Source organism: Ignavigranum ruoffiae, assembly GCF_900110675.1.
Lineage (GTDB): Bacteria > Bacillota > Bacilli > Lactobacillales > Aerococcaceae > Ignavigranum > Ignavigranum ruoffiae.
Genome location: NZ_FOEN01000008.1, coordinates 1 through 14,054, shown reverse-complemented (window position 1 = coordinate 14,054; position 14,054 = coordinate 1). Strand labels below are relative to the sequence as shown.

The 14,054-nt window shown below is 40.2% G+C and carries 13 protein-coding genes; 1 reads left to right on the top strand and 12 read right to left on the bottom strand.

The features are described from left to right. Positions 1 to 30 precede the first annotated feature (30 nt). The 12 genes from BMX34_RS06910 to BMX34_RS06860 all read right to left on the bottom strand — a co-directional run bounded on the left by BMX34_RS06910 (position 31) and on the right by BMX34_RS06860 (position 13,699). On the bottom strand, positions 31 to 897 hold the full coding sequence (locus BMX34_RS06910) for an ROK family protein (protein ID WP_092572141.1): 867 nt from the start codon (positions 895 to 897) through the stop codon (positions 31 to 33). 1 nt (position 898) lies between these two features. Further along, positions 899 to 2,299: a glycoside hydrolase family 32 protein gene (locus BMX34_RS06905; RefSeq protein WP_200793427.1), complete on the bottom strand. Its 1,401-nt coding sequence runs from the start codon at positions 2,297 to 2,299 to the stop codon at positions 899 to 901. Between the two features lie 16 nt (positions 2,300 to 2,315). Further along, a complete protein-coding gene (locus BMX34_RS06900; protein ID WP_092572137.1) occupies positions 2,316 to 3,683 on the bottom strand; it encodes a PTS transporter subunit EIIC in 1,368 nt (455 codons plus the stop codon). An 86-nt stretch (positions 3,684 to 3,769) separates the two neighbouring features. Further along, positions 3,770 to 4,756, bottom strand: coding sequence for a LacI family DNA-binding transcriptional regulator (locus BMX34_RS06895; protein ID WP_268766606.1), 987 nt, complete (start codon positions 4,754 to 4,756; stop codon positions 3,770 to 3,772). 114 nt (positions 4,757 to 4,870) lie between these two features. Next, on the bottom strand, positions 4,871 to 6,109 hold the full coding sequence (locus BMX34_RS06890; RefSeq protein WP_092572133.1) for a dihydrolipoamide acetyltransferase family protein: 1,239 nt from the start codon (positions 6,107 to 6,109) through the stop codon (positions 4,871 to 4,873). Between the two features lie 13 nt (positions 6,110 to 6,122). After that, positions 6,123 to 7,160, bottom strand: coding sequence for an alpha-ketoacid dehydrogenase subunit beta (locus BMX34_RS06885; RefSeq protein WP_092572131.1), 1,038 nt, complete (start codon positions 7,158 to 7,160; stop codon positions 6,123 to 6,125). A gap of 29 nt (positions 7,161 to 7,189) precedes the next feature. Then, positions 7,190 to 8,260: a thiamine pyrophosphate-dependent dehydrogenase E1 component subunit alpha gene (locus tag BMX34_RS06880; RefSeq protein ID WP_092572129.1), complete on the bottom strand. Its 1,071-nt coding sequence runs from the start codon at positions 8,258 to 8,260 to the stop codon at positions 7,190 to 7,192. Positions 8,261 to 8,277: 17 nt separating this feature from the next. Then, on the bottom strand, positions 8,278 to 9,621 hold the full coding sequence (gene lpdA, locus BMX34_RS06875) for a dihydrolipoyl dehydrogenase (protein ID WP_092572127.1): 1,344 nt from the start codon (positions 9,619 to 9,621) through the stop codon (positions 8,278 to 8,280). Positions 9,622 to 9,796: 175 nt separating this feature from the next. Then, positions 9,797 to 12,397 carry an ATP-dependent Clp protease ATP-binding subunit gene (locus BMX34_RS06870; protein ID WP_234971695.1) on the bottom strand — a complete coding sequence of 867 codons (2,601 nt, stop codon included), beginning with the start codon at positions 12,395 to 12,397 and terminating at the stop codon, positions 9,797 to 9,799. A gap of 240 nt (positions 12,398 to 12,637) precedes the next feature. Then, positions 12,638 to 12,889, bottom strand: a complete 252-nt coding sequence (locus tag BMX34_RS06865) for a hypothetical protein (RefSeq protein WP_092572125.1) — start codon at positions 12,887 to 12,889, stop codon at positions 12,638 to 12,640. Next, entirely contained in the window at positions 12,867 to 13,025 is a 159-nt protein-coding gene (locus tag BMX34_RS09750; RefSeq protein WP_159428884.1) for a hypothetical protein, read from the bottom strand. The genes BMX34_RS06865 and BMX34_RS09750 overlap by 23 nt, the downstream gene beginning before the upstream one ends. Before the next feature lie 368 nt (positions 13,026 to 13,393). Continuing rightward, positions 13,394 to 13,699, bottom strand: a complete 306-nt coding sequence (locus BMX34_RS06860) for a hypothetical protein (RefSeq protein WP_092572123.1) — start codon at positions 13,697 to 13,699, stop codon at positions 13,394 to 13,396. Positions 13,700 to 13,823: 124 nt separating this feature from the next. Between BMX34_RS06860 and BMX34_RS06855 the strand changes: the two genes are divergently transcribed. Further along, positions 13,824 to 14,054, top strand: a 231-nt coding sequence (locus BMX34_RS06855) for a transposase (protein WP_200793426.1), incomplete at its 3' end; no start/stop codon positions are given.

Sequence of the window (14,054 nt, the reverse complement as noted above, 5' to 3'; positions counted from 1 at the left end):
ATAAAAAATAATCTTTTCAATGCAGCTTGTTTAATTCATCAAAAGTTGCTTAGCTTGATAATAGCAGCCCATAATCGCTGCATTGTCGCCTAATTCTGGTAGAACAATCAGTTGGTTGAGATCTCCCATTTCAATATAATCATAGTTGAGTTTTTTGACTTGGTCGCAAACTTGATTAATCAATCCAGGAACGTGCATCACACCGCCGCCAAGAATGAAACGCTCAGTCCGTAAAACTAATTGCAGATTATATATTAATTGGGCCAAATAATAAGCTTCAATCTCCCAGACTTGGGCCTGATTGACTAGTTCCTCGGCCGGCTTACCCCAGCGGGCTTGAATGGCTGGACCACTAATCAATCCTTCAATACAATCGCCATGACTAGGACAGATCCCGGCAAATTCCATATCTTGAGGATGACGTTTGGCCATTAGATGACCAACTTCCGGATGGTAGTTATAGGTCAAGAGTTGATCATTGACCACAATCCCAGCGCCTACCCCCGTCCCAATGGTAAAGTAAACGCAATGTTGAGTATTTTGTCCCGCCCCATAATGATATTCACCGATCACTGAGGCATTGACATCGGTCGTCCAACTGATAGGAAGTTGGTATCTTTCTTTCAGTGGACCTAGAAAGTCAGTATTTCGCCACTTCAATTTAGGTGTCGAGGTAATATAACCATAAGTGGATGAATTTTTATCCACATCAATCGGACCGAATGAGCCTACACCAATCGCTTTTAACTCATAAGCATCTAAGACTTGATAAATATTTTGAAAGGTTTCTGCCGGCGAAGTCGTGGGAAAACTCTTTCGTTCAACAATATTTCCTTGTTCATCAAGGATTGCTATAACGAATTTGGTCCCCCCTGCTTCAATTGCTCCAATGTACATCCTATCCCTCCTTTTGTCCAAGTTGCCAATATTGAATGGAACCATCTACACTTGATTGGATGCTAATTTTGTTTTGGTCTTTTTGAGGATATATTCGGGTCGACATGGTATATAAACCATCATTGATAAAGATTTCCAGAGAAGAGGCATCCGAGAAAATTTGTAATTGGTTAATCGCACCAAGTTGAATTAATCGATAGTTACGACCATAACCTGAAGGCCCATGTTTCAAACATAGGATTCCCTTTTCATCATAGGTCAAAAAAGTATCTTGACGCAAGCGAATTTCAAAGGATTGCGGTGAAGTTGGCCAAGTCAGAATAAGTTCGAAAGCAGCTTGCTCCAGATCGATTGAAAGAGATTGCTCCGCTGTAAAATCAGCCTGACCTTGTTTTTGTCGTAATTGTTGATACTCAGGCAAAGGTCGTTGGCAAAGATTGTCTCGAGACCAATACAATTCTCGAGGCATGGTTAAACAATGCTGCCAGCCTCTAGCAATCGTTGGATTCGTGTACTCTGGTTTAATATCGCCTAAGCCAAACCAAGCGATGAGGATTCGTCGACCTTTTGCATCTTGGAAGGTGTGGGGAGCATAGAAGTCAAACCCCCGATCAAATTCTTTAAAAGCTCTCTGGGGGGTGAACTTGTTCCCCTGCCAATCCATGGAGCCAATTAAATAGCCTGCAACATGACGATTATTAAACTGATAATCCTGTTCCTGAATTCCTTGAGGAGAGAAGACTAAGATATCTTGCTGAGCCAAGCTGAAGAAGTCAGGGCACTCCCACATGTAACCCATCTGGTCTTCAGCAGTCAAGACTTCACCCATATATTGCCAATCTTCTAAATTCTTTGATTGATAAAGTAAGATGCTACCATGATGATCTGCTCGTCGCCCACCAAGGAGCATGATAAATCGATCATCGTGAGCAAATACCTTGGGGTCGCGAATATGATCGGTAAAACCTGCGGGATAAGCTTGATGAGGGATTACGACCGATCTGGATTCAATAGTCAGACCATCTGGACTCACCACATGAACAGTATTTTGTTCTCGACCAGAATAGATATAATCATAATCGCCCTTTAGTTTCACGTTGCCCGTATAGAAATAATGAATCTTTCCTTGATACTCTATTGCTGACCCTGAATAAACACCATCCCGATCAAATTCAAAATCCGGCGACATAAATATAGGACAATCTTCAAAATGTAGTAAATCTTTCGACCGTTTATGACCCCAATGGGTCTTGCCACCGGTAGCTGATTCGGGAACGTATTGATAATAGATATGATAATAATCATCAAATTGAATCAAACCGTTGGGATCATTTAACCAACCTTGCTCAGGCATAATATGATAACTTTGCCGCCATTGATCAGTCAGATTCAGATCTTGCACACAACTTCCCTCCTCACTAGATTTCATCGACGATATACTTTCTCTGTGCTTGGACTAAGACGAAGGCTACCGCGAAGGATACGCCAATCACAATCAAATAATTCAATAATAGGCCAAAACTTTCGGTATAGAACAATAAACCAGGAATAAAAGTAATGCCCATACCAGGAGCCGTCAAATGCATTAAGTAGGTTACCAGCCCACCAGCTGCCCCACCAATAATCCCTGAGACAAAAATTCTTAAGGATCTTAGATTGACCCCAAATAATAAAGGTTCGGTAATACCAAATAAAGTTGGCACAGAGGCATTAATCATATTCATTCGGCGAACTGCATCCTTGACCAAGAAGGCTGCCCCAATTGCTGCCCCAAATTGACCTGCCATTGAAGCCGTCGTTAAGGGTTGAATCACATTCCGCCCGGTCTCACTTAAAAGCGAAAGCTCAATAACACCAATCGAATGATGCAAACCAGTGACTACGATTGCTTGTTGTAAGCCACCAAAGACGATATAACCCAATCCTAAAGGGGCTTCTATTAAAGTGACAATGCCATTAATCACAAAATGTTCAACCGCTTGAATCACCGGACCTAGAAGAAATATGATCGTCACGAAAGTAATCAGTAAGGATAGGAAAGGCGTGACGACTAAATCCATCATCTTAGGCACCCAAGTTCGACACCATTGTTCAATCTTAGCAATTAACCAACCGGCAATAATAGCTGGAAAAATACTCCCTTGATAGGCGACAATATTAATGCCAAAGATATTGAGAGCTTCAGCATCTCCTGAACCCACACTATAAGCATTCGGTAACTGAGGGGCGACCATCATTAAACCAATCACAATCCCCATAATCGGATTGCCACCAAATTTCTTACTCGCACTGTAGGCAATCAACACTGGTAGAAAGGCAAAAGCCGTATCCGTTAACACACCAAACATGGTGGCAAATTCCGGCGTCATCTCTAAACCTAATTCAACTAAAAATCCACGCAAACCCATCAGTAATCCTGTAGTGACTAGGGCTGGAATTAAGGGTACCAGAATATCAGCAAAAGTTCGGACGACTTTTTGAACGGGTGTCATATTCTGGTAAACTTCTGACTTAATATCCCCTTCAGCTAGCTTATTCTGATCAATCACTGAAAGAAGGTCTTGATACACTTCATTAACGGTACCGGTTCCGAAAACAAACTGATGTTGCCCCGTACTATAAAAATAACCTTTGATGCCTTGAATCTGCTCAGCTTCATCTTTATTTAGTTTATTATTATCGTGTAATATCAACCTTAAGCGTGTGGCACAATGCTCAGCTAATTTAAGATTTTCTTGACCACCTATAGCAGCTAACAATTGTTCAACCGTCTGACGATGTTTCATAATTTATCCTCCTTTTCAATCCAAACAGGAACCGGTTCCATTTAATTTTAGCACAAAGCTTGTAAATTACAAGCCTTCTTTGAGCTTTAAGTAGATTTGCCGATGGTTAAATGATTGGGCACCAATTCAATTTTGACTGATTTAGGCTGTTGAATTAATTCTTTAATCAGATGGAAGGCGCGGATTCCAATCTCTTCATAACCAAAGGCCACTGAAGTAATCATAGGTTGACCTAAATTTAAAGCACTGTAGCCACCAAATCCAGCTACCGCTACATCTGTTGGAACTTGATAACCATGGTCTTTTAATAACTGAATGACTGCTTGAGCTAAACTATCGGTCGCACAGACAATGACTCTACTTTTTAACTGGTTCAGTTGCGGCCTTAAAACTTGTTTGATATGGGTCTGATCAAAGTCACTTAATAAGATTTCAAGCTTAACATCCTTATCAGCTAAATAACTTTTAAAACCATTTAGACGATCAATACCCACTGCTTTGTCACTTTGACTGACACTAATATAGAGAATATCCCGATAACCTTGTTGCCAAAGATGAGTTGCTAGAATTTTCCCTGCTTGAAAATCATTGTGAATAATATAAGAGTGGCCAATCATTTCTTGCCCAATAAATAGCACAGGTATCTCCGTCTGTTCGACCCAGTCGGTAATTTCCTTACGGACATTGGTCGCGAAGAATAATATTCCAGCCACTTTCAGATGTTGAAGCAATTTAAGATTAGCCAATTCCCGTTGGGGATCCAATTGAGAATTAACAATAAATATTTGGAAACCGGCAGCCAGAGCAGTTTGGTCAATTGCCTTCAAGGCAATATTTACTGACCGCGAATCAAAACGAGGGATGACCACGCCAATAAAATTCGTCTGTTGGGCTTTCAAACTCTGAGCAAAGACATTGGGTTGATAGCCAGTTTCTTCAATAATTTTTTTAATTTTTTTTCGCGTTTTTGGACTGACTTGACCATTATTTAAATAGCGCGATACCGTACTCTTTGAAACTCCCGCTAAACGTGCAATATCACTCACGCTGACCATAGCATCCCTCCTTCTCAAACTAAACCATTATCGTTATTATCTACAATAACATAATTAATCAGCAGATTGAAACCACAAAAAACCTCCACAGGTCATAAAGCTGTAGAGGTCTTCATCAAAATCTGTCACTGGCTAAATAATTAAGCGATACGGGTCTTGTAAGTAGCCTACCAGCGTTTCTAAGAAGCGAGCAGCTGGGGCCCCATCAATGATTTGATGATCATACGTTAAACTGAGCGGTAATTTCTTAGCAACTTTGACTTCGCCGTGATCTAAGACCAACTTGTCTTGAATCGCACCGACACCTAGTATGGCCACTTCTGGTAAATTGATAATAGGGGTAAAGTATTCAATATTTGTTCCCCCTAAATTGGTAATGGTAAAGGTAGAGCCACTGTATAAGTCGCCTGCTAATTCTCCATTACGAGCCTGTGAAGCCACCTCCGCAATAGCCGGTCCCAATTTAGATAAAGGCATCCGATCAGCATTGCGAATCACCGGTACCACCAAGCCTTCTTCTAAATCTGTCGCCATGCCAATGTGAATCTCATCCATTACCGTATGTTCACCATTATGATACCAAGCATTTAAACTTGGATGTTCTTGTAGGGATAAGATAACCGCTTTAGTTACCAAGGTATTAATTGAAATTTCACCATGATTCAGTGGGCTAGAAACCTTAGTTTTAATATCGTGTCTGAACTCCATCAATTTTGTCACATCTGCCTTGCGCTGGTTGGTTACTTGGGCTGTTGTTTGAACACTGCGCATCATACGTTGAGCAATGGTCTTCCGCATGCCTTGTAAACCTTGTCCCCATTCTGGTAGATCAGCCACTTTGCTCGTTGAAGATTGAGTTTCTTGAACTTCATCTGTCATTGGCACATAACGGTCTATATCGAGACGAGTAATACGGCCGTTACCCCCGGTACCATTCACTTTGGCTAGATCAATGCATTTCTCTTTGGCCATCTTGCGCGCCAGAGGGGTCGCAAAAATTCGTTCTTGCTTATTTTCTTCTTGCTGTTTCTTTGTCTCCTCTGCTCCCACCGGTTCAGTTGAGCGATCTTCTTGTGTGTGCTCCGTTTCTTCAGGAGCCGGAGATTCCATCTCTTCTTCAGCCACTGTTTCGCCCTCTTGACCTATCACCATCAGGGGTTCTTTAATCCGAACGACATCGCCTTCGCTGACCAATATTTTTAACACGATACCGTCGGCATTAGCCTCGACCGGGCCGGTCAATTTTTCTGATGAAATTTCGGCTACGATATCACCTTTGGCTACTTTATCGCCAACCGAGACAGCTAAATATTCAATGGTTCCTTCAGTCATCGTTAATCCAAGTGTGGGCATTACAATATTGCTTGCCATCCAAACTCACCTCCTATTTCGCGTTCTTCAGGTCGTCGATCAGTTCTGCACATTCTTTCAGGACTTTATCGGCATTGGGAATATATAAGGCCTCAAGATTTGCCGCAAAAGGCGCCGGAGTGTTTGGTGCACAGACTGTTTTGATCGGTCCATCCAAGTAATCAAATGCTTTCTGACCAACTACTGAAGCAATATCGGTCGCAGTATTATTATGGGGATTCGCTTCATCAATGACGATGAGGCGATTTGTTTTCTTCACGGATTCGATAACCGTTTCTTCGTCCCACGGGGCCACCGTACGTAAGTCAATCACTTCAACAGATACATTATCCTTGGCTAAGGTATCCGCGACTTCTAAGGCCACGTATAACATCTTACCAATAGTCACAATGGTTAAGTCTTCCCCTTCTTTGACTACATTGGCTTTACCTATCGGAACGGTATAATAGTCTTCAGGTACTTCTCCTTTTTGACCATAGAGGATTTTATCTTCAAAGTAAACTACGGGATTATCATCTTCTATTGCCGCTAATAATAACCCTTTCGCATCATAAGGGGTCGCAGGTACGACGACTTTAATTCCCGGAATGGAGCCAATCATACCATAATATGATCCCGAGTGTTGAGCAGCGGCTGAAGCTCCCGCACCATGGTTGGTTCGAACTGTCATCGGCACTTTGGCTTTACCGCCAAACATGTAACGCATCTTAGAAGCTTGCCCTAATAAGGAGTCAAAACAGAAACCTAAGAAGTCATTGAACATTAACTCTGGAACCGGTCTTAGTCCTGAAGCAGCCATCCCTACAGCAGCTCCCATATAACCCATCTCCGATAAAGGAGTATCAATGACCCGATCAAGTCCATATTTAGGACCTAATCCTTTGGTGACCCCAAATACTCCACCCCAAGCATCTTCATTTTGTTCCTCTAAGTGTTCAATTTCTCGTCCGCCGGCAATATCTTCTCCAAGTAGCACAACATTTTCATCTTTTTCCATTGCTTGATCTAAAGCTTCATTGATTGCCTTCATAAAGTTGATTTCTCTTGCCATCTTATAATCTCCTTTCAGATATTGCTCGGTTAGTCAGCAAATACGTCTTCATACAATGCTTCTGCTTGTGGTTCAGGACTTTCTTCGGCAAATTTAACTGCCGCTTCGACTTCTTTTTGAGATGCTTCGCGAATTTCATTGAGTTCTTCTTCAGTCATTAAGCCTGATTCAATCGCATATTTTCTAAAGACTTCTAAGGGATCGGTAGAGGCTAAGGTACGCTCTGGGCTATCTGATTTATTTTTATATTTTTGTTCGTCTCCTTCGAAGTGACCGTGATTACGGTAAGTTAAACATTCAATTAAAGCAGGTCCTTCACCACGACGAGCACGCTCAATATGTTGACCAGCCACTTCATACACTTCCATGATATTTTTGCCATCGACACGGACTCCTGGCATATTGTAAGCGACTGCACGGTCAGCAATCGTATCAGAGCCAGAAGAATACCATTGTGGAGTTGACTCAGCGAATAAATTATTCTCACAGACAAAAATGATAGGTAGTTGCCAAATTGAGGCCATGTTCATACATTCATGAGCCAAGCCTTCATTGGAACCCCCGTCACCAAAGAAACATATCGCTACATTATCTTCTTTTTTGTATTTAATTTTCATAGCTGCACCGGTCGCTAAGCCGAAACCAGCTCCGACCATCCCATTGGCACCTAAGATTCCTTTATCAACATCGGCGATATGCATAGATCCGCCTTTACCCTTACAAAGTCCAGTTTCTTTACCAAAGATTTCGGCCATCATTCCATTTAAGTCGCCACCTTTAGCAATACAGTGTCCATGTCCCCGGTGGGTAGAGGTAATATAATCATCATCGGTTAAATGGGCACAAATACCACTGGCAACTGCTTCTTCCCCAGCATATAAATGAACAAAGCCGGGAATCAATCCTTGGGAGAAGAAACGTTTGACATTATCCTCAAAGTTACGAATATCTTCCATGGTCTTGTACATATCTTTAGCTTTATCTTTACTCAACGTTTGTTCTTTAGTGAGTGTATGCGTCTTGACTTCTAAGCTCGCTGCACGTCTGGTTTCAACATCAGTATTTCCATCATAAAGTGGCGTTGAATGATTGTTTTCCATTTTGGTATTTCCTCCTTCTAAAGTTCGCTAACAACAAGTCTGGCAGTCTCCTGCACTAATTCAGAAACCGTAGGATGTGAGAAGATTGTTGAAAGCAACTCGGTTACCGTGCCTTCTGATTCGACTAAGGTTAAGACTTGATGCAAGATTTCACTGGCATTTGGTCCACAAACCACACATCCTAATATTTCACCATATTTGCGCTCAACGATTAATTTAACAAAACCATCAGTGGTATCTTGAGCAATTGCTCGCCCATTAAAGCCAAAAGGCATCTGTTTGACGAGGACTTCGTAGCCTTTGTCTTGGGCTTCCTCAGCTGTAATCCCAAAGCTAGCAACTTCAGGGCTAACAAATAAGGATCTCGGAACGGACTTCATTTGAACTGGTCTTTCCTTTTGACCAACAATCGCTCTGACTGCTTTAATACCCTCAGCAGAAGCAGCATGGGCTAAGGTGTAGCCACCAATCAAATCACCAATCGCATAAATATGCGGCTTCGATGTTTGATAATAATCATCAACTTTTAGGAATCGTCCTTTATCATCAAATTCCAAGCCGATTGATTTTGCTAATTCTGTGTTTGGCAACCGGCCGGTAGCAACCAACAGCTGATCAAATGGGTAAGTTGAGCCATCTTCTAATATAACCTCCTTTGAGCTAACTTCTTTAATTTTCACCTGTATATGAATATCAATCAAAGAGCTGATTGCTTGTTTGACAATTTTTCGAGCATCTGGATCTTCCGTCAACAAGATATCTTTGGCAACTTCTAAGACAGTGACTTTAACGCCCAAAGCTTGCAACGCATATGTCAGTTCAATGGCAATTACGCCACCACCAATAATGACCATTTTGTCCGGCAAGCTGTTTAAATCGAAAAAGCTATCGGTGGTCAGATAATCCACCTGATCAAGTCCAGGAATCGGCGGAATAAAGGGACGGCCCCCAGTCGCTAGAATTAAATCCTGATAATTCATCTTGTTCCCATCGACATATAAAGCACCATCTTCTTTAATACTGGCCTCGCCTTCAATATAATCAATCTTTAATGATTTAAAAGTTGAGTGAATCCCGTTTTGTAAAGTCGAGACGACTTGATTTTTGCGTTCTCGTAACGCCTTAAAATCAATCGATTTTACTTCAACATCGATGCCATACTTCTGGGATTTATTGATTGTATGCAGCCAATGGGCATGTTCTAAATATGCTTTGGATGGAATACAACCAACATTTAGACATGTTCCACCTATTTTGTTCCTTTCGACGACCGCAACTTTCTTACCCAGACGCGCCGCTTCTTCAGCAGCTACATAGCCACCGGGGCCCGCTCCAACAATTACTACATCATATTGAGCCAAAATACCTACCCCTTTCTACCATTTAGTCACAACATCAAAACATCGGAAAACGTTTTCAGTTTTAGTATAAAATTCTTTCTGACTAAAGGCAATTGATAACATTTGAAATCACATCAAAATTTAATAATTATTTTATAATACTGGGCAATTTCATCTAATCTGTGCTTAGTCTTTTTTATTTAAGTAGATTGTGATACTCAAAGCTCAATGAATTGTCGTTTAAATCTACTTTGACTTGGGTACCTTTCTCAGATTGATGGGCAATCAGCTGATAAGCTATTGGCGTTTCTATTTGATCCATGATTAACCGTTGCAAAGGCCTTGCGCCAAGGCTAGGATCATAACCTTTCTGTGCCAGCCATTCTTGGGCGGCTTGACTTACTTCAATCGTAATTTGCTGTTTCTGTAGTCGAGTAGCAAAATCAGCCAACATCAACTTAACAATTTCTTTCATATTCTCCAGTGTTAGGGGGTTAAAGATTAAGATTTGATCAATCCGATTAATAAATTCAGGTCTAAAATGTTGGTACAGCTCTTGATTGATTTCTTCTTCGACTTGTGAAGTAATTGCGCTATTCGATTGCAGGCTTTGCAAAATTCTTAGAGACCCTATATTTGAAGTCATTATAAAGATTGTATTCTTGAAATCTATGGTTACGCCCCGTGAATCGGTCAACCGTCCCTCATCTAGTATTTGCAGAAGAATATTAAAGACATCGGGATGCGCTTTTTCAATTTCATCTAAGAGGACGACTGAATAAAGACGATGGCGTACCGCTTCGGTCAACTGCCCACCTTCTTCATAACCAACATATCCCGGAGGTGGGCCGACTAATTTCGCCACTGCATGTTTCTCCATGTATTCTGACATGTCCAAACGAATCATCTCTAATTCCGATCCAAATAAAACTTCTGCTAATGATTTAGATAATTGAGTTTTGCCGACTCCCGTAGGACCCAGAAATAAGAACGATCCAATCGGATGCCCCTCATTTTGGATGCCAGCTCGCGAACGAACAATAGCATCAGCAACTTTATCTACTGCCTTATCTTGGCCTATGACTTTTGTTTTAAGAATCTTGGCCAAATTTAATAATTGTTGTCGCTCTGCTTCAACGACTCCTTGCACCTTAATGCCCGTTAAGCGTTCTACAACTTCAGCCACATCTTCACCAGTGACCTGGTTCTGAATATATATTTTTTCAAGATTATGAAATTCCTTACGTTTACTTTCCAGGCTTTCAATCTTTTGTTCTATTTGGGGGATGTTCTTCTCAGTAATTTGATAATAATCCCGTAACTTATTTGCCATCAGAGCATCCTGAGCCGATGATTTCTGTTCAATTAATTGGGTCGCTTGATGATTGATTTCCGTGAGTAGTTGCTGATTCCCTTGCCACTCTTGGCTAAGTTCTGAAAGTTGTTGCTGAATTTCTCCCATTTGTTCTTCTAATTCATGATCGATATTTATCTGTGATGGACGATCCTGATGTCGTATCTGTTCTATTTCTAGCCGTTGAAGTTGATTACGAAGTTTTTGTAACACAGTTGGCACTGCATCCATTCTAATTTTACGGACAGCACTGGCTTCATCTAATAAATCAATGGCCTTATCAGGTAAATAGCGATCTTTGATGTAGCGACTAGATAAGACTACTGCTGCTTTCACAGCTTTTTGACTTATTTTAACCCCGTGATAGAGCTCAAAATTAAATTTGATTCCCGACAAAATTTCAATGGTTTCCTCAATCGTCGGTTCATTCACATATATCCGTTGGAAACGACGTTCAAGGGCTTTGTCTTTTTCAAAATTTTCACGGTATTCGTCGGTGGTAGTGGCCCCAATACAACGTAATTCACCCCGAGCTAACATCGGCTTCAACATATTGCCGGCATCCATCGAGCCTTCGGTCCGACCTGCGCCGACAACCATATGAATTTCATCAATAAATAAGATGACTTGCCCTTTGGAATCGCGGACATCATCCAGGACATCCTTTAATCGTTCTTCAAACTCACCACGATACTTAGCTCCAGCTACGATGGCTGATAAATCCAGATTAAATACCAGCTTTCCTTGCAATGCCTTGGGCACCTTGCCCTCTTCAATTCTTTGTACAAGGCCTTCCACAATGGCTGTTTTGCCGACCCCTGGTTTGCCAATCAAAATGGCATTATTCTTTGTCTTACGCATCAAGACTCGGATGATTTCTTCCGTCTCACTTTGACGTCCGATAATCTTATCTAATTGGCCTTGCCGATATTTTTGGTTAATATTAATCGCAAATTTCTCTAAGTTAGGATATTGCTGCTTGGTAGCTTTATTCGAATTAAAGGTAGATTGAGCTTTTTTATCAAGTTGTTGCTCAATTTTGACTTGATCGAGTCCCTGATGAATTAGATAAGTCGTCAAAGGATTATTCTTTTGCTTCATTAAGGCTATCAAGAGATGATCAATACCGCAGAGTTCATCTTGGTAAGTTGCTTGTAAATCTTCGGCATCTTCTAATAGACGTTGCAATCTTGGAGTTCGTTTAATATTTTTAATTTTTTGGGCATTAGAACGGATCGCTAACTCCCTCACTTCATCAGCTACAACGCTTAAAAATTCTGACATATCCAAGTCTAATTGTTGATATAGTTGATAAGCCGCTTGCTTCGATTTCAAGAGAACCCACCAAACGTTGGGAATATCTACTTGAAATTGTTGTTTTTCAAGGGCCATTAATTCCGCTTTCTGTAGTACTTCTTTCAATTCTTCACGATACTTAGCCAACCTCACCACTTCCTTTATGAATTAACTATTAAATGTAAACGTATTCAAAATTATTTTATCAAATAACCCTAAAATGAACAAGAATACGGTTTAGAGTCAAAATAGCGATGCCGTCCGCAGACCACACCGCCATGATTTCATCATTCTATTAAAATTACTTTGACGTAACATCAATTTAGAACTCTTTCATCAGGATTCATTCTGCTCGGTCTCCCTAATAACAGCATCTAATTGCAAAATTTACGCTTCTATGGAATCTTTTAACGAATTAAGTTGTTCAAGCGATTTCTTAATTTGTCCTTGGACTTTAAAATCTGTAAAGAGATTATCAAACCAAATATCCATAGATTTATCAAAAGTGCTATTGCTTACCGTCTGGGGTAAGATTATCTGAACTTCATCCAATTCGTCCTGTAACCGTTCCAAAGATTTGCTGATTTGGTGAATTTCTTGATTAGCTTGCTCAATTTTATTTCGCTTTAACGAACTCATCAGCAAACCACCCAAAAAGATATCCCATATTCCCCCAAGAACGTGCACGATTAAGCGTGTTGACGGCTTGGTTTACCTCATAAATCACATCATAAGCTACTTGTCGAGCTTCGCTCAGTTCTTTCAACCTATTCATAGTTGAACTCCTTCAGAATAATTAGCCGTGCGGCTGGTAATTTTTGATTTGGGTCAAAATGGGGTTAAAGCACAAAAACAACCTCTAACATCCAAAAATATAAGGATTGTTAGGGGTTCTTATTTTATTCCCATTCTTCTTTTCCAAACGTACAGTATATACCAAACCATTCAAAATACTACATTCTAATTTTTAGAGTATCACCATATCCACCTAATTATAGGACGTTTTCAGATTTTTAGTCCCGTCCCAGTACCGGAGAAAAAACTCTATAATAATTTTACTTGTTTTTAAGATGCCGTTTTAGTAAGATTCCATCTTTCATTTCTTCATTGTACAACCAATCAACATAAAGATTGATATCTTTATCATACATATAAAGAAAAAGGGCATATATATAACTTGTCATCAAAAGCATGGGATAAAAAAACTTGTTTTCTAGCTACATCAAGACCTTCAGAATTTATCTTAACTCCTAAATCAAATATTATTTTATTACTTTTTTCATTCAGAAAATTCATTAAGGAGTTAAAAGCATAATAGATTTTTTGAACAGCAATTTTTTCAAGAAGCTTATTAAACTCTTCATTTTCAAAATACTTGTTATCACGTAAGTTATTTATATTTTGATTTATCAAACCAATTAGCTTTTCTCCACTATCATTAACATTCAACTTTTCTTAGTGTCTGTAAAAAAGATAAAGTCCATATAATTGTGTAAAAGACAAAAGGCCATGTAGCAGCCCTTTTTACGGTACAATGTTTTTAACCACAAAAACATACCCAGGAGGACTTTACATGACCCAAGTACATTTTACACTGAGCAGCGAAGAGGTTCAAAACATTATTGAACGATCAGTTAATGATGATGTTTCTAAAAAGATTTTAACTACTGTTTTCAACCAATTGATGGAAAATCAACGAACAGAATATATTCAAGCCGATGCGTATGAACGTTCAAAAAGTCGACAAAGTCAAAGAAACGGCTATTATGAGCGAGAATTTACTACTCGGGTAGGAACACTGGAT

Excerpts from the sequence above, each read along its gene's own strand:
- BMX34_RS09750 (WP_159428884.1), bottom strand. The coding sequence starts at position 13,025 with ATGAATAGGTTGAAAGAACTGAGCGAAGCTCGACAAGTAGCTTATGAT.
- BMX34_RS06890 (WP_092572133.1), bottom strand. The coding sequence starts at position 6,109 with ATGGCAAGCAATATTGTAATGCCCACACTTGGATTAACGATGACTGAA.
- BMX34_RS06865 (WP_092572125.1), bottom strand. The coding sequence starts at position 12,889 with ATGAGTTCGTTAAAGCGAAATAAAATTGAGCAAGCTAATCAAGAAATT.
- BMX34_RS06880 (WP_092572129.1), bottom strand. The coding sequence starts at position 8,260 with ATGGAAAACAATCATTCAACGCCACTTTATGATGGAAATACTGATGTT.
- BMX34_RS06885 (WP_092572131.1), bottom strand. The coding sequence starts at position 7,160 with ATGGCAAGAGAAATCAACTTTATGAAGGCAATCAATGAAGCTTTAGAT.
- BMX34_RS06910 (WP_092572141.1), bottom strand. The coding sequence starts at position 897 with ATGTACATTGGAGCAATTGAAGCAGGGGGGACCAAATTCGTTATAGCA.
- BMX34_RS06900 (WP_092572137.1), bottom strand. The coding sequence starts at position 3,683 with ATGAAACATCGTCAGACGGTTGAACAATTGTTAGCTGCTATAGGTGGT.